This is a genomic window from Nisaea sp., from assembly GCF_017640745.1.
Lineage (GTDB): Bacteria > Pseudomonadota > Alphaproteobacteria > Thalassobaculales > Thalassobaculaceae > Nisaea.
Genome location: NZ_JAEPQA010000003.1, coordinates 55273 through 76614 on the forward strand (window position 1 = coordinate 55273; position 21342 = coordinate 76614).

Below are 21342 nucleotides of genomic sequence, written 5' to 3' on the forward strand. Positions count from 1 at the left end.
TGGCTGCCGGGCCCGTCAGGAGCCCGGCGGTGTCTGCTCAAGTAAGCACGTCGCTTGCTGAAGCAATAACGGGCTAGATGCAAGGATATCATGCCGAAATCGCAAGATAGAGGGCAAATCCGTAGGCCGTGGCGAGCGACCCTAGCAGACCGAGCGCCAGGTACCAGGCGAAGACGCCGCCGCGGACCAGGGCGAACACCGCCATGGACGCGGGAATGCTGGTGATCCCGCCCGCGATCATGAAGGCGAGGCCGGCCGCCGGCGTCATGCCGAGGTCCATCAGACCGCCGACCAGCGGGATCGCGGCGTAGCCGTTCAGGTAGGTCGGTACCCCGACAAGGATGGCAGCCGGAATGGTCCACCATTCGCCGCCGCCGAGATAGGCCGCGATCTGGTCTGCCGGGACGTAGCGCACCATGAGGCTCTCGAGCACGAAGGCGAGGGTCAGCCATTTGAGCAGGAAGAGCCCCGTGGTCTTTGCCTCGCCGGTGAAGGCGGAGCGGCGCTCGGGCTCGAACCAGAAGGACCAGACGATTTTTTCCGTCTTGAGGGCGTTCGAGGCGCTGCAGCCGCAGCGCTTCGTCAGTTGCGGGCGCAGCGCATCGGCAAAGGCGCCGCCCTTGATCAGAAGGTGGGTGGTGAAACCGGCGACGGCGCCGATGCCGAAGGCGGCCAGCATCTTCGCGACGGTGAATTCAAGTCCCATCACCGGCAGCATCAGGATGAACATTTCAGGATCCATCAGCGGCGAGGCGAGCCAGAAGGCCATGACCGGTGCCAGCGGTACACCGGCACCGAGCAGCCCGGCGATGATCGGTACCACGCCGCAGGAACAGAAGGGCGAGAGAGCGCCGAAGGCGGCCGCCAGCAGGATGGCCCGCGTGGCATTGCCGGAGAAGGCCCGGCCGATCTGGTGATCGAGCCCGCTGGCACGCGCGAAGGCTGCCACAGCGACCGAGACCGCGAGATAGGGCGCAATGTGAACAAGCGCATCGATCGCGAAACGGGCGCTGGCCGGGACCTGCGGGGGCGTCAGAAGCGCGAGTGCGCCGAAGATCAGGGCAATGGCGATCCAGACCCGGTCGATGCGTCCGAAGCGGAGGGAGAGGGAACGTGTCAGTTCTGCGGTGGTCATGATCGTGTCCCGTGATTCCAGAATTGTCGAATTATCAGCTCAAATAAAAAGGCTCAGGCGCCTTCCTGTTCTTCCATCGGCACAACATCGAGCCCGCTGCAGCATTCCGCGCAGAGATAGGCGACGAGCTGATCGGCCAGCTCGAAATTCGCCGTGCAGCGTAGCACCCGTCCCTCCCGTTCCTGGCGGGCAAGACCGGCCCAGACCAGGTGCGAGATGTGATGCGAGAGGGTCGATTTCGGGATGTTGAGATGCCTCTGAATATCGCCGACAGACACGCCCTCGGGCCCGGCCTTGATCAGCAGGCGGAACGCCTCCAGCCGGTGCGGGTTGCCCAGTTCGGAGAGGCACTTCGATGCGGTTTCGATATCCATGTCGCCAATCTAATCCCGCATAGTGGCAGTGTCAACGATTGTTCTAGACTTATCGAAATGATATAAATCCGCAACCATCCTGTCGCATTCCGTAACGCAGCTTTCACGTCTAGGCATCTTGCCCGACCTCAGAGGCGGGTGGAGAATGCCGCATTGTTCTCCGGTTTCTCATGAGGGTTTCCCATGGCGCGGCCGCGTTTTCTCTTCGTGCTTTTCGACGGCCTCCGCCGGGACATGGTGCGCGCCGACACAGCGCCGGCGATCCACGGCTTCCGTCAGTCCTGGACGGACTTTCCCAACAGCGCCTCCGTCTTTCCGGTGGAAACGCGGGTGCAGGTCTCCAGCTTCGTGACCGGTTCCTTTCCGGGCCACGCCGCGCTGCATCCGGCGGGCGACAATCAGCGCCCGGGCCACGGGATCATGGGCAACAGCTTCTACGATCCGGATCTCGGTTTCGACGGGCCCATGGATACCTCCGACGACGCCAAGATGTCGGCGGCGGCGAAGCATTACGGGCGTCTGCAGGGCTCCCGAAATATCGGCGAGATCCTGCACGAGGCGGGACGGAAATACGCCGTGGTCACAACCGGCAAGATCGGCAACGCGCGTTTGCTGAACCTTGGCGCAGCAGCCCAGGGCCAGCCGGTTTTCTCGATCTGGGGCGCGGACATTTCCAGCCCGGCGGCTGAATTCGACGCCGTGATCGAACGTTTCGGTCCGGTGCCCAAGCAAGAGTTCCCAAACGTCGCGGTGATGGACTATGCGGCGAATGTGCTGCTTGAGGAGTTCATCCCGAAGCATGACGCCGACGTCCAGGTCGTCTGGTTTAACGAGCCGGACCTCAGTTTCCATTACCGGGAGATTGGCTCGCCGGAGAGCCTCAGGGCGATCAAGGCGGTGGACGATGCCTTCCGCCGGATTCTCGAATGGTGGGAGGCCGAGGGCCGGGAGGACGGCTGGCAGATCGTCGCCGCCTCCGACCACGGCCAGATCACCGTTACGGGACAGATCAATGTCGCCGACGAGCTGGCAAAGGCCGGTTTCCGCGTCGGCCGGGCGATCGGGCCCGATGTGGATGTGGTCGTCAAGCGGAGCTATGCGGGCGGTATCAGCATTCGGGATCGCGACCCGGAAATCACGGAGCAGGTCTTCGGCTGGCTGATCCGGCAGGACTGGTGCGGACTGGTCTTCAGCCGTGAGGAGCGGCAGGGCGCGCTGCCGATGAGCGCGATCAATGTCGCCGGCAGCCGGGCGCCGGATCTCTACATGGTTTTGCGCACCTCGGACGGCGCCAACGCGCATGGTTATCCGGGACTGGCCTATGCCGACAACGGCGACATCGCGGTCGGCGGCGGCATGCATGGCGGGCTCCACCAGCACGAGCTGAACAATCTTCTGACCGCCGGAGGCGATCTGTTCCGCAAGGCGCATGTGGTCGAAACGCCGACCGGGCTGGTCGATATCGTGCCGACCATGCTGGTGGCGCTGGAGGTCGAGGCGCCTGCGAGCATGACCGGGCGGGTGCTGGCCGAAGCCTTCCGCATCGAGACCCGTCCGCCGTTCTGGCAGGAAATGCTGCTGCGCGCGGAGCGCGGCGACTATGCCCAGGAACTCCGGGTTGCGCAGGTCGAGGGCGCGCCGAACCACTATCTGCGCGGTGGCCGGCGCACCGCCTGACGGTCAGGCCGGTGCGCCTTGCCCCGCGATCGCCCGGCGCATCAGCACCTCGAAGCGGATCATCAGCGCGAAGCAGGCGGCAGTGAGGCCGACCGCGAGCCCGCTCCAGACGCCCGCGCCCTTCAGGTCGAAATCGAACGCGAGCAGGGCGCCGGCGGAGAACCCGAAGACCCAGTAGCCGAGGAGAGCGAGGATCGCCGGGATCGTGGTGTCCTTGAGGCCGCGCAGATTGCCTGCCGCCACCGCCTGACCGGCATCGACGAGCTGGAATACCGCGCTGATCCAGAGGAACAGGACGGCCAACCTGATGGCGTCGGCATTCTCCGGATCGTCGAGGCGCAGATAGAACCCGACCAGGATCTCGCTTCCGAACCAGAAGGTGAGAGCGGCGACAACGGCAAAACCGACCCCGACACAGGCCGATGTCCGCCCGGCGAGCAGGGCGTCGTGCAGCCGCCTGCGGCCCATGGCGAGACCGACACGGATGGTCGCCGCCTGGCTGACGCCGAGCGGCACCATGAAGGCGACCGAGGAGCATTGCAGCGCGACCGCGTGCGCGGCGAGCTGGTCAGGGCCGAACAGGCCGACCATGAAGGAGCTGGCGGCGAACAGCCCGGCCTCGGCGAGAACGGTCAGGCCGATCGGCACGCCGATCTTCAGGATCTCGAAATAGCGGTGCCAGTCCGGACGCCAGAAGCGGCCGAACAGGTTGTAGCGCCGGAACTTGCGGTCGGTCAGCACGAAGGCCGTCTGGGCCAGGAACATGAAGCACTGCACGGCGACCGTGGCGATGGCGGCGCCGACCAGACCCAATTCCGGAAAGCCGAACTTGCCGAAGATCAGGCCGTAATCCAGCACGGCGTTGAGACCGATGGAGAGGATCAGGATCACCATCGCGGAACGCGGCCGGGAATGGGCGGTGACGAAATTGCGCAGCACCGTGAAGCACATCAGCGGCAGCAGCCCCCATTTCGCATACGCGACATAACTGTCGGCGGTGGTTGCGAGCCACGGGTCCTGGCCCATCAGAAGCAACAGGGCTTCCGCATTCGAGAGCAGGGCGATGCACGGGATGCAGAGGGTGATCGCGACCCAGAAACCCTGGCGCAGCGTCCGCCTGACGCCGCGCAGATGGATGGCGCCGATCTCGTGGCTGAACATCGCGGCAGTCGCAGCAAGCAGGCCGATGCCGAAGAAAACCAGCGGGAAGATCGTGGAGGTTGCCAAAGTGGCGGCGGCCAGTTCGTCCGGGCCGAGCCAGCCGATCATGATGACGTCGATGGTGTTGAGCGCGATGGTGGCGAGCTGGGTCAGAACCAGCGGCCAGGCGAGCTTCAAGGTCGCCGAAAGTTCATGGCGCCACGGCGTGCGGGCAGGAGTGATCGTGGAGAAATCGGACATGGAAAAAAGCTCAGGCGAAAATGGACGAAAATCGGCGGGCGGAAACCGCGTAGCGCGGCCGCTTATTCGGACATTCGTGGCGGTAGGGCCTGGAGCTTGATTTCCATAAAGCTGTCTTTACGCCTCCGGTGAGGGGTGGTCAACCCGGCCGGGAGGCGTTCCGCGGGCAGACACACGGGGGCGGCGGAGTTTCAGTGACTTCCCGGGAATCCCGCGTCATCGGCAACGGTGGAGCCGTTTGCCGCTTGTCTTTCCTCCTGCGAGCGCCTGTTATGCAGGTGCGGGGTATCGACCGATGCCGGGCGGCACCCGTAGCCCCTCCAACTCCTCCGACCGGAGCCAACCCATGACACTGGAAACCGCGCTCGCCTTCGCGCTCGGCATGGTCATCCTGACCCTGACGCCCGGACCCTCGATGCTGACCACGATTGCGAAATCTCTCGCGAATGGGTTCTGGAGCGGCTTCCAGTACAATATCGGCGTCTGTATCGGCGATCTGATCTTTCTCATGCTCGCCATCTTCGGCCTGCAGATCGTCGCCGAATTGCTGGGCGACGTGTTCTTCGTCGTGAAGTGGGTGGGGGCGGCTTATCTGCTCTGGCTCGGAACGAAGCTCTGGCTGGCGAAGCCGGTCCCGCTCGACGCGCGTCCGGTCGGCTCCAAAGGCCCGCTCAGGGAGGTGATGGCAGGGATCCTGATTACGCTCGGCAATCCGAAGGTGATCCTGTTCTACGGCGCGTTGCTGCCGACATTCGTCGATCTCAACGCACTTGTCGCGAGCGATATCGCGATCCTTGCCGGGATCGTGGTCGCGGCCATCGTGGTGGTGAACAATTTCTACGGCCTGATGGCCGCGCGGGCCCGTAAACTGTTCCGCTCAGCCCGCGCCGTTCAGGTGTTGAACAGGAGCGCCGGCGGCGTGATGATCGGTGCGGGGCTTTTCATCGCCACGCGCTGATGCATCGGACGGCTTTGCCTCGATCTCGATCGTCCGCGACGGCGGAAGCAGAACCGACACGGCGAAGCCACCGGCCGCGAGATTGGTGATCTCGATGGCGCCGCCATGCAGCTCCGCGAGGATCTTGCAGATCGGCAGGCCGAGGCCGGAGCCGTGAAAGCCGCGGTCCTCGAATTCGCGCGATGCCGCGAACGGGATCAACAGGCGCTGAGCCTCTTCCTCGGGCATTCCCGGGCCCGGGTCCGTCACGGTAAAGCATGCGGTGCCGCTGGGTCTGACCTCGTATGACAGCTCCACCTTGCCCCCCTCGGGCGTGTGGCGCAGCGCGTTCTCGAGCAGTTTCCCGAGCAGGGATACCATGAGCCCTTCGTCGACGTTCAAAGGCCGGTCCGACTTGCCGCCGGTCACACGCAGGCGCACATCGCGGTTACGCGGGAGAGACGCGGCGTTTGCCTCGGCGCGGCGCAGGATCGAGACGACTGGCGTCGGAACAAAGACCGGCTCGACTTCGCCGCCTTCGAGCCGGGTGAGCTCAAGAACGTTCTCAATCAGAAACAGGAGATGGCGGGCGGCCTGGTTGATGTTGCCCGCATAGCTTATGTAACGCTGTATCGTGTCCGGCCCGAAACGCCGGGTGCTGACGATCTCGGAGAATCCGACGATCGAGTTGAGCGGGGTCCGGATCTCGTCGATCACGCGGGCGACGAAGTCGGATTTCGATTGATGCGCGCGTTCCGCCTTGTCGCGCAGCCGCGTCAGGTCGGCTTCGGTCTTCGTCTGACGGCTCTGCAGCGCGTTGTAGGCCGCCACCACCTGGCCGATCTGGTCCTGGCTTTCCCAGTCGATGGGTATCCGCGCCCCGCTGTCGCGCTGGATATGGATGGCGTTCAGCATCATGTCGAGCGGTTGACTGACGGTTGCGCGGAGCACGAGATGCGCCGCGACCGCGGCGGACCCGATCAGAGCGAGCCCGAGTAGCGAAATATAGACCAGCGAATTGACCAGGCTGGCGATCGCCGGCCCGTCGCTCATGCTGACGATGAGCGTTCCGACCCGCTCGTAGCTGTCCGCGCTCATGTGATTGATCGCCATACGCCCGACAAGGGCGTCCGCCCGGTCCGGAATGGAGCCGTACTTGTTCAGCACGTTGCCATTCTTGTCGAGCACGGCGATGGTCGCGACGTCCCGGTCTGCGATGGTCTGTGCGACGAGCAGGCCGATGCGGTCGTCGCGCCGGTTGGCGACGGCCTCCCCGAGCAAAAGCGACTGCCGGGCCAGCAGGGTATCGAGCTTGGCGGCGAGGTCGGCCTTCGACTCACGATAGGTAATGGTTCCGTAAATCGCGATGAGGACCGCGAAAACGACCACGATGATCGGCACAAACCGCGTCAGGTATCGCGTGCTGATCGATTTGAGGACAGGTTGATGCCCCGGACGGGAGGCGGGCGGATTAGTCATTCAGAACCGCCGCCGGGATCTTCGCGATCACGGGCCATGTCCGGTCGGCGATCGCGATGTTTTTGTCGAGATCCGCTTTCCAGAGCGCCTGTGTTGCGCGATCGAGCTGCAGGTACAGCTTGCCTTCGACCAGCAGGAACACTTCGGGGTCGCCGTCGAACTTCTGACCAACGGCAACGCCATAGGCACAGAAGCCTCCGTAGCTCGGCACATAGAGGCGCGGCTCGAGGAGAAAGGCCTCGCGGCGCGCCGCCGAGGCGAAGTGGTAGGTTGCGCCTTCGTAGGTCGCGGCGAAGGCGGCGTCGCCGCGCTCGGCGCGGCCGACGACGAAATAGGCGACCGGATCGTAGCCGCGGAGCGCCAGTCCGTTCTCGCTCAGATTGCGGGACGGAGTCGCGCCGAAAGCCTGGGCGCACCAGAAAAGCGCCGCGATGAGCGCGGCGAGCGCCAGCGGTCTCAGGTCAATTGGTTGAAGGGCTTTGCTCTTGTTGCACTTCATGCGAAGTCCCGCGAATCGTTTGCAAAAACAATATCCGCGCATTTCGTTACCAATTCCTAAACCCGGCCGTTTCTCATCCGCCGCTCGGAACGGCAATTGTTCCCGCGCGGCGGCTGGATCGGGCGGCGAAATCCGTTAGGATGCCGCCCGAAACCGGGAACCGGTGCGACACAGGCGACAGGAGTCAAGGAAATGGCAAGGCCGACCAGGGTGGAAATTACGGAAGTCGGGCCGCGCGACGGCCTTCAGGCGGAGCCGAAATTCGTCCCGACGGAGCTCAAGATCAAATTGATCAACGAGCTGATCGACGCGGGCGTGAAGCGCATGGAGTTCTCCTCCTTCGTATCGCCGCGCGCGGTGCCGCAGCTGGCAGATGTGCTCGATGTCCTCGCCGGCATAGACCGCACCAAGGGCGCCGTGCTGGCGGCTCTCGTCCCGAACGTGAAGGGCGCGATCCGCGCCGCCGAGGCCGGCGTGGACGAGATGATCGTCTTTGTCTCCGCCTCCGAGAGCCACAATCAAAAGAACGTGAACCGCTCCACGGACGAGTCGCTCGCCGGCTTCGCCCAGGTGGCGAAGATCGCCGAGGAGGCGAAGATCCCCGTCTCGGCGGCGATCGCGACTGCCTTTGGCTGCCCGTTCGAAGGCAATGTGCCGGCCGAGAGGCTCGGCTATATCGCCAAGCATTTCGTCGATTTCGGCTTCCAGAGCGTGGCGCTCGGCGACACCACCGGCATGGCGACGCCGCCGCTGGTCTCCCGCAACGTGCGCTACCTCAAGGAACATGTGCCGAGCCTGCCGATCCATCTGCACTTCCACAACACGCGCGGCATCGGTCTGGTGAATGTCGTGGCTGGCCTCGACGAGGGCGTGACCCACTACGACAGCTCCTTCGGGGGTGCCGGCGGCTGTCCCTTCGCGCCGAAGGCGACGGGCAACATCTGCACCGAGGATCTGGTCTATCTCATGCACGAGATGGGGATCGAGACCGGTATCGACCTGGAGAAGCTGATGCATATCGCGAGCGAGGTCGAGGAGGCGCTGGATCATCCGCTGCCGGGCCAGGTGATGAAGGCAGGCCCGCGCCTGCAGCTTCATGGCATGGGGGATGTGCAGACGGCGGTGGGCTGATCCCGATGCCGCTTTCCGATATCCGGGTCGTCGATCTGACCCGCATTCTGGCAGGACCGTTCTGTACCCAGCTGCTCGCAGATATGGGCGCCGAAGTGATCAAGGTCGAGACGCCGTCCGGCGACCCGGTCCGTGATCAGGGCGTCATCAAGCATGGCGTGAGCTGGTACTTCGCCCAGTTCAACCGCAACAAGCGCTCCGTCGTGCTCGATCTCTACACGGAGGAGGGCAAGGAGACGCTTGGGCGGCTGATCGAGACAGCAGACGTCCTGGTGGAGAATTATCGCCCGGGCGTGCTCGCCAAGATGGGCTTTACCCAGGCGAGGCTCGACGAACTGAACCCGAACCTGGTCGTCACCAGCATCAACGGCTACGGCTCGACCGGACCATATGTCGATCGGCCGTCCTTCGATTTCATCGCCCAGGCCATGAGCGGCTTCATGAGCGTGAACGGGGCGGACGGCGAAGACCCGATGCGGGCGGCGCCGCCGATGAGCGATCTGATCGCGGGGCTCTATGCTGCCTTCGGAACGCTCGCGGCGCTGCATGCACGCGGTCGCATCGGCAAGGGACAGCGCGTCGAATCCTCGCTGACCGGCGGGCTGATCAGCATGATGGGGTATCTGTCGGCGGAATATTTCGCGACGGGCAAGGTCCCGAAGCGCACCGGCAACGATCACCCGATCGTTGCGCCGTACGGCCTGTTCCGGGCCTCGGACGGGATGGTCGCCGTGGCTCCGTCGAACGATGCCTTCGTGGTCCGTTTCCTCAACTGCATCGGGCTCGGCCATTTGCTGGAGCAGCCGGATTACGCGACGAACGAGCGCCGGATGCGGAACCGGCCGGCGCTCAACGCGGCGATCAACGAGACGATGGAAAAGCAGACCGTCGATCACTGGATCGCGGCGATCAACAAGGCGGGCTGTCCCTGCGGCCGGGTGATGAATCTCGAGGAGGTCTTCAGCGACCCGCAGGTGCTGTCGCAGGATCTTGTCTTGGATGTCGAACAGCCGGATGGTAGCACCATTCGCATGACCGGCTTCCCGGTCAAGCTATCCGACACACCGGCGAGGCTCCGCCGACCTGTTCCGGCCCTCGGAGCGGATACGGAGGCCGTCCTGGCATCTCTCCGCCCGGTGCCCGAAGACAGAGGAGATTCCGCATGAGCGACCGGAAGGGTCTGTTCAACACCTCCGCCTATGGCGGCCCCGGCTGGTCCGGCCGCGAGCGCACTCACCGCGAGGAGATCGGCGATCTCTGGGCGCCCTCGGGCATCGATACGGAATGGGCGCCGCTGAAGAGCGTGCTGATGCATCGCCCGGGCGCGGAGCTCGATATCTCGCACAACGATCCGGACGCGGTGCAGATGCTGGCGCCGGTGGATCTCGGGCTCGCCCGGGCGCAGCACGACGCGATCGCCGAGGCCTACCGGGCGAACGGCGTCGAGGTGCATTATGTCGACCCGCCGGCGACGCCCTCGCCGAACCAGATGTTCTGCGCCGATCTCTTCGTCATGACGCCCGAGGGCGCGATCCTGGCCCGTCCGGCCTCGACTGTGCGCGCGGGCGAGGAGCGGCTGGTCGCCCGGCGGCTCGCGGATATCGGCGTGCCGATCCTCCGGACCCTGCGCGGCGACGCGCTGTTCGAGGGCGCGGACCTGATGTGGCTCGATCCGGAGACCGTGATGATCGGTCTCGGCCAGCGCACCAACGCCGAGGCGGCGATGCAGATCGACGACCTGATGGCCGACATGGAGATCGAGACCATTCCGGTCGACATGCCGTTCGGCTGCATGCATTTCATGGGCCTGCTCCGGATCATCGACAAGGACCTGGCGGTCTGCTGGTGGCGCCGCACGCCGCATGCGACGGTGCGGACGCTGGAGGAGCGTGGCTACAAGGTGATCTGGCTGCCGGAGGGCCCGGATCTGGAGCTGAACCGGGCGATGAACATCGTCACGCTTGGCCCGCGCAAGATCCTGATGTGCGCCGGGTACGACGCGGTGCAGAAGGTCTACGAGGATGCGGGCGTGGAATGCATCACGGTCGATTGCTCGGAGCTGGTGAAGGCGGCGGGTGCGATGGGCTGCCTGACCGGCGTCATCCACCGCGAGGCGGTTGGCTGATCTGCCAAAGGATCTGAAACAAGCGGCCGCGCGGCTCAGAAGTCCGTCGTGCGGCCCTTGTGCTCCCAATCGCCGAAACGTGTCGGCTCCGGCCCGTCATAGCCGCCGATCTCTTCCGCGTTCGGCGCGCCTTTCGTCTCCGGCTTCAGCTGGGCCGGAACGACGAATTCCGAGGCGTCGAGCACCTTGCGAGTCGTGCCGGCACCCTTGACCGTGACTTCGGTAAAGCTTCGATTCTTCTCGCTCATGCACCTTTATATGCGCTCTCGTTTGCGCCTCGCCAAGTCTTGATCGGGCGATAGCCGTTCCCACCTATCAATCGGTCCAGAGGGCTCTCCGGATCATTTGGCAAGGAATCAGAGGAAGAAATGGGTTACGCGCGCACTGCTTTGCTTCTGGCCGGGATGACGGCGCTGTTTCTCGGCGTCGGCTATCTGCTCGGCGGCGAGGCGGGCATGCTGATGGCGCTGGTCTTCGCGGCCGGCATGAATCTCTTCACCTACTGGAATGCCGACAAGATGGTGCTCGGCATGTACGGCGCGCGGGAAATCCAGCGCGGCGACCTGCCGTGGTTCCACGATATGGTCAGGGACCTCGCGGCGCGCGCCGAGCTGCCGATGCCGAAGGTCTATCTCATCGACCAGGCGCAGCCGAACGCCTTCGCGACCGGGCGCAATCCGGAGAATGCCGCCGTCGCGGCGACCCGGGGCCTGCTCGAGCTGATGAGCCGCGAGGAGGTGGCGGGCGTCATGGCGCATGAGCTCGCCCACGTGAAGAACCGCGACACCCTGATCATGACCATCACCGCGACCATTGCCGGCGCGATCTCCATGCTGGCCAATTTCGCGCTGTTCTTCGGCAACGACCGGAACAATCCGATGGGGCTGATCGGCACGCTGGCCATGATGTTCCTCGCGCCCATCGCCGCCATGCTGGTGCAGATGGCGATCAGCCGCTCGCGGGAATACGAAGCGGACAGGATCGGTGCCGAGATCTGCGGGCGGCCGCTCTGGCTCGCCTCGGCGCTGGCCAAGCTGGAGAAGGGGGCGCAGGCGATCGACAATCACGCCGCCGAGCGGAACCCGGCGACGGCGCACATGTTCATCATCAATCCGCTACATGCCCATGCGGTGGACAACCTGTTCTCCACCCATCCGAACACCCGGAACCGCATCGCGGCGCTCGAGCGGATGGCCGGGACGCGCGGTGCGGTGCAGGGGCCTTGGGGCTGAAGCGCCGATGTCTTAAGGCCGATGTCTTAAGACTGCTTGGGCGTCAGGTCGTTCAGCAGGCGCATGACATCGTCGGAAGCCATTCCGGCCTCGTGAACGAGTTGGATGGCCTTGTCGAGATTGCCTGAATTGAAGGCCTCGGCGGCGGCAATGCCCGCGCGGTGAACTTCCTTATGCGGCCCGACGAGGGCTTTCCAGGCCGGATGGCCGGTGAGTTTCGGGTCCTGCTGGGAATCGTACCATTTGCCGAGGCGGCAGCTGTGGTGGTCGGCAAGTTCCTTCGGGTTCAGCTGGGTTCTGCCCACGATCATCTGGGCAAGGCGGCGCATCCAGATCATGTGATCGGACTTTGCCGCATGAATGGTCGCGTTCGGGGTCCCGAGCTTCACGAATTCATCGATGCTCTTGGCGACGATCGGCGCAGTCTTCTCGAGCGTGCTGATCGCACCGTCGATGAGCTCGACGTTCTCTGCGCTCATCTTTGCGATGACCGAAACGCCACTCGCGATCTCGCTCGTGGCGGCTTCCTGCTCGATCAGGATTCCGGCGACCTGCTCCATGCGGTCGGTGACCGATGATATTCCAACCGCAAGGCGCTCCATCTCGGAGCCGGCGGTGTCGATGGAGGTGCGTCCGCCCTCGACCTTCTCCGCGCCGTCGCGCATGACCTCGACGATCACGTTCATTTCCGACCGCAGCTCGCCGATGCGGGAGCGGATGTCTTCGGTTGCGCCTGCGGTCTGGTTCGCGAGGTTCTTCACCTCGCCCGCGACGACCGCAAACCCCTTGCCGGCTTCGCCTGCCCGGGCCGCTTCGATTGTGGCGTTCAGGGCAAGGAGGTTCGTCTGTTTCGCGATCGCTTCGATAGTGGAGACAATCTCTCCGATCTTGTTGGAGGCTTCGGCCAGCGCCTCGACTTTCTCGACCGCCGACTGCACGACCTCGAACACAGCGCCCATCGCCGACACCGCCTCGGTCGTCGCCCGTTTCCCGGCTTCCGAAACCTGCACGGCTTCCTTGGCCTCGTCGGCCGCCGACTCGGACGTGGCGCTGATGCTCTGCACCGTCGCGGAAAGCTCTTCCACGGCCGCGGCGATCGATTGTGTACGGTCGTCGACCTCACGCACCGAGCGGGTCATTTCGGCGACCTGCCGGACGCTCTGGTTGGCTGTGACCGACATCTCGACCCATTTTTCGAGCTGGGATTCGGCGTTGAAAGAACCGCCAAGCGCGGTGATGACTTCAGCCGTGCGGTCCCCGAGATAAGGCTCAAGCAGGTCGGCCTTCCGCGTCAGCAGAGCGTCAATGAACTCATCCGGGATCAGGGTGGCGTCGTCGAGCGTGACGGTATCGGCAGCCATTTTTTTCTCGCCTTCGATTTTAATTCGTTCTGCATACTTTACGGGGAACGTTAAATTTGTGCGAACGAACTGAAGATGATCAGATTTATCCGCAAGCGGAACTGGTCCCGCGAACGCGCATAGCGGGTTTGCCGCGAAATGTCTGGCCTGCCGGGCGCAATCTGCATTATCCGACACTGATGGAAACCGAACGCAAACAGGATGTCTCCGCTGCGAGAAGTGTCGCCTTCGATCTGCTCCGCGCGGTTCTGACCAAGAACACGCCGCTGGACGATGCGATCGCGGTGCATGACGGGCTGAACAAGCTGCCCCGGCGTGACCGCGGCTTTGCCCGGAGCATCGTCGGCGTGGCGCTGCGCCGCCTCGGCCAGATTGACGCGCTGATCGACAGTTTCATCGAGAAGCCGTTACCCCGTAAGACCAGCACCGTGCGCGACATTCTCCACCTCGCGGTCGGGGAACTGATGTTCCTCGATGTCGCGCCCCATGCTGCTGTCGACAGCGCGGTGACGCTGGTGGAGAGCCGGGGACACCCGAAATTCAAGGGCCTGGTCAACGCGGTGCTCCGCCGGACGGCAAAGGAGGGCCGCGAACGGCTCGCCGACCTGCCGGTGGAGCTCAACTACCAGCCCTGGATGATCGAGAGTTGGCAGACATCTTATGGTGTCGATATTGCGCATGCGATTGCGGAGTCGTCCCTGACGGCGCCGACGCTCGACATATCGGTGAAAGCCGATCCGGACCTCTGGGCCGAGAAACTCGAAGCGGTCCTGCTGCCGACCGGGTCTCTGCGTCGTGAGTTCGACGGCGCCATAACCGGTCTGCCGGGGTTCGAGGAGGGCGCCTGGTGGGTGCAGGACGCCGCCGCCGCCCTGCCGGCGAAGCTGCTTGGCGACATCGAGGGCAAGCGGGTCTTCGACCTCTGCGCCGCGCCCGGCGGCAAGACGCTGCAGCTCGCCGCCATGGGCGCGAACGTGCTCGCCGTCGACCGCTCTCCGAAGCGTCTCAAGCGTCTGGAGCGCAATCTCGACCGCCTCGGCCTTCGCGCCGGCATCGCGGCGGCCGACGTCACCGAATGGAAGCCGCCCTATCAGCCGGATGCGATCCTGCTCGACCCGCCCTGCACGGCGACCGGCACGATCCGGCGCCATCCGGACATTCTCCATGCCAAGGGGATCGGCGATCTCGCCAAGCTGACGAATCTGCAGTTCCGCCTGCTTGCCAAGGCGGCGGAGATGCTGCAGCCCGGCGGCAGGCTGGTCTATTGCACCTGCTCGATGCAGGCGGAAGAAGGCGAGGTCCAGGTCGCCCGCGCTCTGAAGGAATTGCCGCTGGAGCGCGACCCAGTGACGGCGGCGGAACTCGGCGGGCTCGGGGATCTGATCACGCCGGACGGAGACGTCCGCACCGGTCCCCATCTCTGCAAGGAACTCGGCGGTTTCGACGGGTTCTTCATCGCACGGTTCCGGAAGAGATAGCCGCCCTTGTCCGCCGCCGGGCAACCTGATAGGTGAAAGCCATGCAGCAGAAAACGCGAATTGCTCCCTCGATCCTGGCGGCGGATTTCGCCCGGCTCGGGGCGGAAATCGAGGCGATCGACAAGGCCGGCGCCGACTATATCCATGTCGACGTGATGGACGGTCATTTCGTGCCGAACATCTCCTTCGGTCCGGCGGTCACCAAGGCGGTGCGCGGGGTGACGAAGAAGACCTTCGACGTGCATCTGATGATCTCTCCGGTCGATCCCTATATCGAGGCTTTCGTCGATGCGGGCGCCGACATCATCACCGTGCATCCGGAGGCGGGCGCGCATACCCACCGCACGCTGCAGCTGATCAAGTCCTTTGGCAAGAAGGCGGGGATTTCGCTCAATCCGGGAACCCCGGTCGAGGTCGTGGACAACCTGATCGACCTTTGCGACCTGATCCTCGTCATGTCGGTGAACCCCGGCTTCGGCGGACAGAAATTCATCGACAGCCAGCTCGCCAAGATCGAGGCGATTCGCAAGCGCATCGACGCGACCGGCCGCACCATCGACCTCGAGGTCGATGGCGGCGTGACGGCGGAAACCGCACCGCGCTGCATCGCCGCGGGGGCCGACCTGCTCGTCGCCGGGACCGCCGTTTTCAAGGGCGGACCGGAGGCCTATGCTGCGAACATCGCGGCGATCCGGGGGGCGGGCTGACGATCGGCCGGGCCTTTTGGGGGCTGTGATGCGCACACTGAAGGAACTCTACTTCGCCTCGCCGATCTACCGCTGGCGTCTCGGGGCGAAACCTCTCATCGGCTTCAGGGATCGGCTCTCCGACGATCTTCCCGGCGACGCCGACGGCGGCCGCGCGATCCTCGAAGGGCGTATGCCCTATACCCAGGGCACGATCGCGCTCGGCGAGGATGCCTGGGCGCGGGAGCCGGGCGAGCCGGGAGCGCTCGAACATCTGCACGGATTTTCCTGGCTGCGCGACCTCCGCGATCTCGGTGGCGAGGCGGCGCGGCTCCGGGCGCGCGAGCTCGTCGACGGCTGGCTCGAACGCCATGACGAGTGGGACGCGCTGATCTGGCGTCCGGACATCCTCGGCGCGCGGCTGGCGGCCTGGATCGGCAATTACGACTTCTTCGGCGCGTCCGGCGACGATGCCTTCCGGGCGGATTTCTTCGACTCGGTCGGGCGCCAGTACCGTCACCTCTCCGGCGATATCGAGGCCTCCGCGCCCGGCGCACGCCGCCTGCTCGCGGCCAAGGGGCTGTTCGCGGCGATGGCGGTGGTCGGCGAGGGCGAAGGGAAATTTGCGCAGGCGCTGCACTGGCTGCACCGGGAACTGGGGAGGCAGGTCCGTGCAGACGGTGGTCACATCTCTCGCTCGCCCGCTTTGCAGGTCTCCGTACTGGCCGATCTGGTCGAGATCCGGCGGGCGCTCCGCCTCGCCGGGCTGGAAGACGAGATGCTGGACGAGCGGATTTCTTCGATGACCGCGATGCTCCGGATGCTGCGCCATGGCGACGGCGGGCTCGCGGTCTTCAACCATGCGACCGAAGGGCCGGTCGGGTTCATCGACAGCCTCATTGCGCAGGCCGAAAACAAGCGCAAGTCGCAGCTCTCCGCACCGGAGAGCGGGTTCGAGCGGCTGATCGCCGGGCGCACCTGCCTGATCATGGATACCGGCAAGCCGTCCTCCGCCGACCATGCCGCCCATGCGGGACTGCTCTCCTTCGAGCTCAGCGTCGGCAAGCAGCGCATGATCGTCAATTGCGGCGCCAGCCCCGCCGATCCGAAATGGGACAACGTGCTGCGCGCCACGGCGGCGCATTCGACACTGGTCGTGGACGACCGCAACGCGGCGGAGATCGAGAGCGACGGGACCGTCGGCAAGCGCCCGGGCAAGGTTGCGGCGCGGCGCATGGACCAGGACGGCGACATGCTGGTCGAGGCCGAGCATGACGGTTACCTGCCGACCCACGGGTTGAAGCATTTCCGCCGGGTCTATCTCGCGCGTAGCGGCGACGATATCCGGGTCGAGGACAAGCTGCTCTATACCGGCGATCCAGGCGACATTCCCGCCGAGGCCTGCATCCGCCTGCATCTGCATCCGAAAGTCCGCGCCTCGATTATCCAGAGCGGGACGGCGGCGCTGATCCGGCTCTCCAGCGGCTCCGGCTGGCGCCTGCGCTGCGACCGCGGGCTGGCGCTGAACGAGAGCGTCTATTTCGGCCAGGACGGCAAGTTCCAGCGCTGCGAGCAACTCGTCATCCGCGAGCCGCTGGCCGATATCCGTGCGAGCGGGGAGGTGACCATGCGCTGGGCCCTGCAGCGGGAAGACGGCAAGGCGGCCGGTTGATGCGGCTGGCCCCCATCACCGGCGGGAAGGTATAAGGGCGCCCATGCAACCGCTTTCCGCCATTGTCTTTTTCGCGATCCTTTTTCTCGCCGCCCTGATCGGAACGCGGATCCTGATCTCCCTGCTGACGCGGCGGCGGGTCATCGACGTGCCGAACGAGCGGAGCAGCCACGACGTGCCGAAGCCGCGCGGCGGCGGTATCGCCGTGGTCTCGGTGATGCTGGCGGGCTGGATCGGCTGGGCCGGTATCTCCGGAAGCCTGGACGCGACCGCGCTCGTTGTCGCGGGCCTGACGCTGGCGCTCGCGGCACTCTCCTTCGTCGACGATCTGAAGAACCTGCCGGCACGCCTCCGTCTCGTCATTCAGGCGCTCTGCGTTGCCGGAGGTCTCTGGGTGACGGTGCCGGAGGGCGGCTTCACCGGGGGCCTTCTGCCGGTCTGGCTCGAGCTGCCGGTCGCCGGTTTCGCCTGGCTCTGGTTCGTCAACCTGTTCAACTTCATGGACGGGATCGACGGGATCACCGGAGTCGAGACGATCAGCATCGGTGGCGGCATTCTCGGCCTTGTCCTGCTCGGCGGGACTGCCGCGGCGCTGCAGGTTCCGGCCCTCGCCATGGTGGCCGCGATCGCCGGTTTCCTGGTGTGGAACTGGCAGCCCTCGAAGATCTTCATCGGCGACGTCGCTTCGATCCCGCTCGGTTTTCTGATCGGCTGGATGCTGCTGGAGACGGCCGGAGCCTCGGACGGGCTTGCAGGCTGGGCGGCGGCGCTGCTGCTACCGGCCTATTACCTCTTCGACGCGACCTTCACGCTCGGCAAGCGGCTGCTGCGGCGGGAGAACGTCTTCGAAGCGCACCGTCAGCATTTCTATCAGCAGGCGACGCAGAAGGGTTTCAGCCATGCAGGGGCATGTCTTGCCATCGCCGTCCTGAACACGGTTCTGGTGCTGCTCGCCCTGTTCGCCGCGCCGGATTCTCCGCTGCCTGCGCTTCTTGGAGGATATGCCGCCGTCGTCGCGCTATGCCTGCTGTTTCGCCGCGGACTTGCGAAACCGGAAACCGCCGAGTGACCCGGAGATGGTCAACCGGGGCAAGACGGGGCGGCCCATCTGGTTTAGGTTTGCGGATGATTGCGCCCGGTGCCGGGCGCGAGATTGGATGAGCGGGTACGATGTTCGGGTCTAAACGCGGTCTTCTGACTTACCTGCACGATGTCGGGATGGCGGCGCTCTCCTTCCTGATCTCGCTGACGCTCCGTCTCGGCCAGGACATCCTGGTCTGGCCGCGCGAGGTCGTCGTCTTCGGCCTTGCCGCTTTCACCGGCGTGTCCGCGCTTGTCTTCCTCTCCATGCGTCTCGACCGCACGGTCTGGCGCTATTCGTCGATGAGCGATCTCAGCCGGATCGTCCGGGCCGTCGTGCTCTGCATCACGCTGTTTCTCGCGGTGCAGTTCCTTGCGACCCGGCTCGACGATTTCCCGCGCTCCTTCCTCGTCATCGAATTCTTCGTTCTGACCCTGCTGCTCGCCGGGCCGCGCTTCGCCTACCGGTTGGTCAAGGATGGCGCGTTCTCCAGCCTCTTTGAGCGCAACGCGGCGAACCGGGTCCCGGTGCTGCTGGTCGGAGCGGGCGACGGGTCCGACGCCTTCATTCGTGAGATGGGCCGCGAGCGGGACGCGCCGTACCGCGCGGTCGGGATCGTCGACGATCGCGGCGGGCGGGTCGGACGAGCGATCCGCGGGGTGCCGGTGCTCGGGACGCTGAAGGAACTCGAAGAGGTTGTTGCGGGCCTGCGCAAAAGGGACACCGCGCCGCAGCGCCTGGTGATCACCCGGCAGTCTATCGACGGGGCGGTGGTGCGCGAGCTGCTCGACAAGGCGAACGAGCTCGGACTAGCGGTCGGACGGATGCCCAAGCTCGGCACGCTCGAGGGAGCCGACGGCGAGGCGGAGACGGTGCGCTCGGTCAGCGTCGAGGATCTGCTCGGCCGTCCCCAGAAGGTGCTCGACCGCAAGGGCGTTTCCGACCTGATCCGGGGCCGGCGGGTTCTGGTGACCGGGGCGGGGGGAACCATCGGCGGGGAGTTGTCGCGCCAGATCGCCGCGCTCGGACCGTCGGAACTGGCCCTGATGGATATGGGCGAGTTTCCGCTCTACCAGATCGATCTCGAGATCTCCGAGAGCTTCCCGGACCTGCCGCGCCGGGCGCTGCTGACCGACGTCCGCGATGTCGAGGCGCTGAATGCCTGTTTCGCGGATTTTGCTCCCGATATCGTCTTCCACGCGGCGGCGCTGAAGCATGTGCCGCTGGTCGAGGCGAACCCGGTCGACGGTGTCATGACCAACGTGATCGGGACCCGCAACGTCGCCGACGCGGTGGCGTGGCACGGCGTCAAGGCAATGGTGCTGATCTCGACCGACAAGGCGGTCAATCCGACGAATGTCATGGGCGCGACCAAGCGCTCCGCCGAAGCCTATTGCCAGGCGAAGGATCGCGAGCAGGCGGAGAAGGGCGGTCCGCGCTACGTCACCGTCCGTTTCGGCAATGTGCTCGGCTCCACCGGTTCGGTGATCCCGCTGTTCCGCCGGCAGATCGCACGTGGCGGCCCGGTGACGGTGACCCATCCGGACATGACCCGCTATTTCATGACCGTTCGCGAGGCCGTCGAGCTGGTGCTGCAGGCGGCCGCGATCGATGCTGGCCTCGACGGAAATGCGCGGGAAAGCGGCGCGATCTGCGTGCTCGACATGGGCGAGCCGGTGAAGATCGTCGATCTCGCCCGCCAGATGATCCGGCTTTCGGGCTTCACACCGGACAAGGACATCGCGATCGCCTTCACCGGGCCGCGTCCGGGCGAGAAGCTCTACGAGGAGCTGTTCCACGACGCGGAGTCGCTGCGGCCGACGGCGATAGAGGGCATCCGCACGGCGTCTCCGCGCACCGCCGATCTGGCCGTGCTGTCCCGTGCGCTGGACGAGATCGAAAGCGCGGGCAGCCAGCGGAATGGCGAGCAGGTGCTGACGCTGCTGGCACGGCTGGTGCCGGAATTCTCCGGCAAGGCCGAGGGTTCTTCTGGCGGACCCGCGGTCGAAGGCGCCGCGCGCCCCGCCTAGTCGGTGACCGTGCCGGTCCAGCCGCTCTTGTGCGTGGCGCGGAACCGGCTCGGGCTCTGCCCGGTCGCGCCGGCGAAAAAACGCGAGAAATAGGCCTGGTCCTCGAAGCCGAGGCCGTAGGCGATCTCGGAAACCGACATCGCGGAATAGAGCAGGTCGCGCTGCGCCTCCAGCAGGATCCGCTGGCGCAGGATATCGAGCGGGGACTGACCCGAGCGTGCCTTCACCGTGCGCCGTAGGGTGCGCTCCGAGGTCGCGAGGGCGGCGGCATAGTCCTTGATCGAGAGCTGATCGCGAAACCGCTCCTCCACCAGCAGGCGGAACCTGTCGAACAGGATGGCATCTGCGCCTCGCTCGGTGGATGCGCTGCCCCGGCCTTCTGGACCGAGTTCGGCCAGCAATCCGAAAATCAGCATCAGATCTCCGCCGCTCCGCGCCTGGCTTCCCGTGCGCAGGCTCTGGCTCTCGGCGGCAATGCGCTCGCAGGCGGCCCGGATGTTCTCCGCAACATCCCCCCAATCGGCAAGCGGAATGATCGACGACGATGCAGCCGCGTCAGTCGCCTCCTGATCGCCCGTCGCTCGGAGCAGGTCCCGCAAATAAGCGTCCGAAACACTGAGCACGAACCCTTCGGCGTCGGTCTGGAAGGCGTAGCCATGCACGGCGTTCGGAACGATTGCGGTCAGCGTCGGCGCGTCGAGGCGGGCTGTATTGCTTTCCAGCCGCATCTCCGCGCCGCCCCGTGTCAGAAGCAGGATTTGGAAGAGTTCCGGATGCCGGTGTGGCCGGATTATCCAATCGTTGACCCGGCTGCGCACCGAAATGGTCTCGATATGGATGAACCGAGGTGGAACGTTCGACCTGCTGTCGGCGTAGAGTGTGAAAGACGGAACGAGGTTCATGCGCAGTGCCTGTCAGTGCCGCCGCCAAGGGATGAGCGTTTCGATAAAGTCGTCTTTGGCCGAAAAATGCAAGAATTTGTCCCGTCCTGCTCTTCTGGCGTTCCCGATGCCCCTCTAGATTACTGACAAACGTCAAAATGCA

The 21342-nt window shown here is 65.1% G+C and carries 19 protein-coding genes; 11 read left to right on the forward strand and 8 right to left on the reverse strand.

Annotated features, from left to right (window positions below):
* Positions 1–88: 88 nt before the first annotated feature.
* Both JJ959_RS03440 and JJ959_RS03445 read right to left on the reverse strand, forming a co-directional pair.
* Positions 89–1135, reverse strand: a complete 1047-nt coding sequence (locus JJ959_RS03440) for a permease (RefSeq protein WP_292879868.1) — start codon at positions 1133–1135, stop codon at positions 89–91.
* Between the two features lie 53 nt (positions 1136–1188).
* Complete coding sequence (locus JJ959_RS03445) at positions 1189–1509, reverse strand: helix-turn-helix domain-containing protein (RefSeq protein WP_292879869.1); 321 nt, start codon at positions 1507–1509, stop codon at positions 1189–1191.
* Between the two features lie 183 nt (positions 1510–1692).
* On the opposite strand from JJ959_RS03445, the gene JJ959_RS03450 reads away from it, so the two are divergent.
* Entirely contained in the window at positions 1693–3186 is a 1494-nt protein-coding gene (locus JJ959_RS03450; protein WP_292879870.1) for an alkaline phosphatase family protein, read from the forward strand.
* A gap of 3 nt (positions 3187–3189) precedes the next feature.
* Here the strand turns inward: JJ959_RS03450 and JJ959_RS03455 are convergent, their stop codons facing one another.
* On the reverse strand, positions 3190–4587 hold the full coding sequence (locus JJ959_RS03455) for an MATE family efflux transporter (RefSeq protein WP_292879871.1): 1398 nt from the start codon (positions 4585–4587) through the stop codon (positions 3190–3192).
* A gap of 346 nt (positions 4588–4933) precedes the next feature.
* On the opposite strand from JJ959_RS03455, the gene JJ959_RS03460 reads away from it, so the two are divergent.
* Positions 4934–5545, forward strand: a complete 612-nt coding sequence (locus tag JJ959_RS03460; RefSeq protein ID WP_292879872.1) for a LysE family translocator — start codon at positions 4934–4936, stop codon at positions 5543–5545.
* Here JJ959_RS03460 and JJ959_RS03465 read toward each other — a convergent pair.
* Together JJ959_RS03465 and JJ959_RS03470 are read right to left on the reverse strand one after the other, a co-directional pair.
* Positions 5465–7003, reverse strand: coding sequence for a HAMP domain-containing sensor histidine kinase (locus tag JJ959_RS03465; protein ID WP_292879873.1), 1539 nt, complete (start codon positions 7001–7003; stop codon positions 5465–5467). The two genes, JJ959_RS03460 and JJ959_RS03465, sit on opposite strands and share 81 nt — an antisense overlap.
* On the reverse strand, positions 6996–7502 hold the full coding sequence (locus JJ959_RS03470; protein WP_292879874.1) for a YHS domain-containing (seleno)protein: 507 nt from the start codon (positions 7500–7502) through the stop codon (positions 6996–6998). Before JJ959_RS03470 ends, JJ959_RS03465 begins: the two co-directional genes overlap by 8 nt.
* Positions 7503–7694: 192 nt before the next feature.
* On the opposite strand from JJ959_RS03470, the gene JJ959_RS03475 reads away from it, so the two are divergent.
* The 3 genes from JJ959_RS03475 to JJ959_RS03485 are packed head-to-tail and all read left to right on the forward strand — an operon-like array spanning position 7695 to position 10758.
* Complete coding sequence (locus tag JJ959_RS03475; RefSeq protein WP_292879875.1) at positions 7695–8633, forward strand: hydroxymethylglutaryl-CoA lyase; 939 nt, start codon at positions 7695–7697, stop codon at positions 8631–8633.
* 5 nt (positions 8634–8638) lie between these two features.
* Positions 8639–9799: a CoA transferase gene (locus tag JJ959_RS03480; protein WP_292879876.1), complete on the forward strand. Its 1161-nt coding sequence runs from the start codon at positions 8639–8641 to the stop codon at positions 9797–9799.
* Positions 9796–10758 (forward strand): arginine deiminase family protein, encoded by a 963-nt coding sequence (locus JJ959_RS03485; protein ID WP_292879877.1) that lies wholly within the window; start codon positions 9796–9798, stop codon positions 10756–10758. The genes JJ959_RS03480 and JJ959_RS03485 overlap by 4 nt, the downstream gene beginning before the upstream one ends.
* 35 nt (positions 10759–10793) lie before the next feature.
* On the opposite strand, the gene JJ959_RS03490 is transcribed toward JJ959_RS03485, so the two are convergent.
* Positions 10794–11006: a DUF1674 domain-containing protein gene (locus tag JJ959_RS03490; protein ID WP_292879878.1), complete on the reverse strand. Its 213-nt coding sequence runs from the start codon at positions 11004–11006 to the stop codon at positions 10794–10796.
* A 120-nt stretch (positions 11007–11126) separates the two neighbouring features.
* Between JJ959_RS03490 and htpX the strand changes: the two genes are divergently transcribed.
* Positions 11127–11990: a zinc metalloprotease HtpX gene (gene htpX / locus JJ959_RS03495; RefSeq protein ID WP_292879879.1), complete on the forward strand. Its 864-nt coding sequence runs from the start codon at positions 11127–11129 to the stop codon at positions 11988–11990.
* A 26-nt stretch (positions 11991–12016) separates the two neighbouring features.
* On the opposite strand, the gene JJ959_RS03500 is transcribed toward htpX, so the two are convergent.
* The gene (locus tag JJ959_RS03500) at positions 12017–13351 is read right to left on the reverse strand and encodes a methyl-accepting chemotaxis protein (RefSeq protein WP_292879880.1); all 1335 of its coding nucleotides are present in this window, start codon (positions 13349–13351) and stop codon (positions 12017–12019) included.
* Between the two features lie 179 nt (positions 13352–13530).
* On the opposite strand from JJ959_RS03500, the gene JJ959_RS03505 reads away from it, so the two are divergent.
* From JJ959_RS03505 to JJ959_RS03525, 5 genes are all read left to right on the forward strand, one after another.
* A complete protein-coding gene (locus JJ959_RS03505) occupies positions 13531–14829 on the forward strand; it encodes an RsmB/NOP family class I SAM-dependent RNA methyltransferase (RefSeq protein ID WP_292879881.1) in 1299 nt (432 codons plus the stop codon).
* Between the two features lie 41 nt (positions 14830–14870).
* Positions 14871–15536, forward strand: coding sequence for a ribulose-phosphate 3-epimerase (gene rpe / locus JJ959_RS03510; protein WP_292879882.1), 666 nt, complete (start codon positions 14871–14873; stop codon positions 15534–15536).
* A gap of 28 nt (positions 15537–15564) precedes the next feature.
* On the forward strand, positions 15565–17187 hold the full coding sequence (locus JJ959_RS03515) for a heparinase II/III family protein (protein WP_292879883.1): 1623 nt from the start codon (positions 15565–15567) through the stop codon (positions 17185–17187).
* A gap of 43 nt (positions 17188–17230) precedes the next feature.
* Positions 17231–18256, forward strand: coding sequence for a glycosyltransferase family 4 protein (locus JJ959_RS03520; protein WP_292879884.1), 1026 nt, complete (start codon positions 17231–17233; stop codon positions 18254–18256).
* A gap of 101 nt (positions 18257–18357) precedes the next feature.
* A complete protein-coding gene (locus JJ959_RS03525) occupies positions 18358–20298 on the forward strand; it encodes a nucleoside-diphosphate sugar epimerase/dehydratase (protein WP_292879885.1) in 1941 nt (646 codons plus the stop codon).
* On the opposite strand, the gene JJ959_RS03530 is transcribed toward JJ959_RS03525, so the two are convergent.
* The gene (locus tag JJ959_RS03530) at positions 20295–21200 is read right to left on the reverse strand and encodes a helix-turn-helix domain-containing protein (RefSeq protein WP_292879886.1); all 906 of its coding nucleotides are present in this window, start codon (positions 21198–21200) and stop codon (positions 20295–20297) included. The two genes, JJ959_RS03525 and JJ959_RS03530, sit on opposite strands and share 4 nt — an antisense overlap.
* Between the last annotated feature and the right edge of the window lie 142 nt (positions 21201–21342).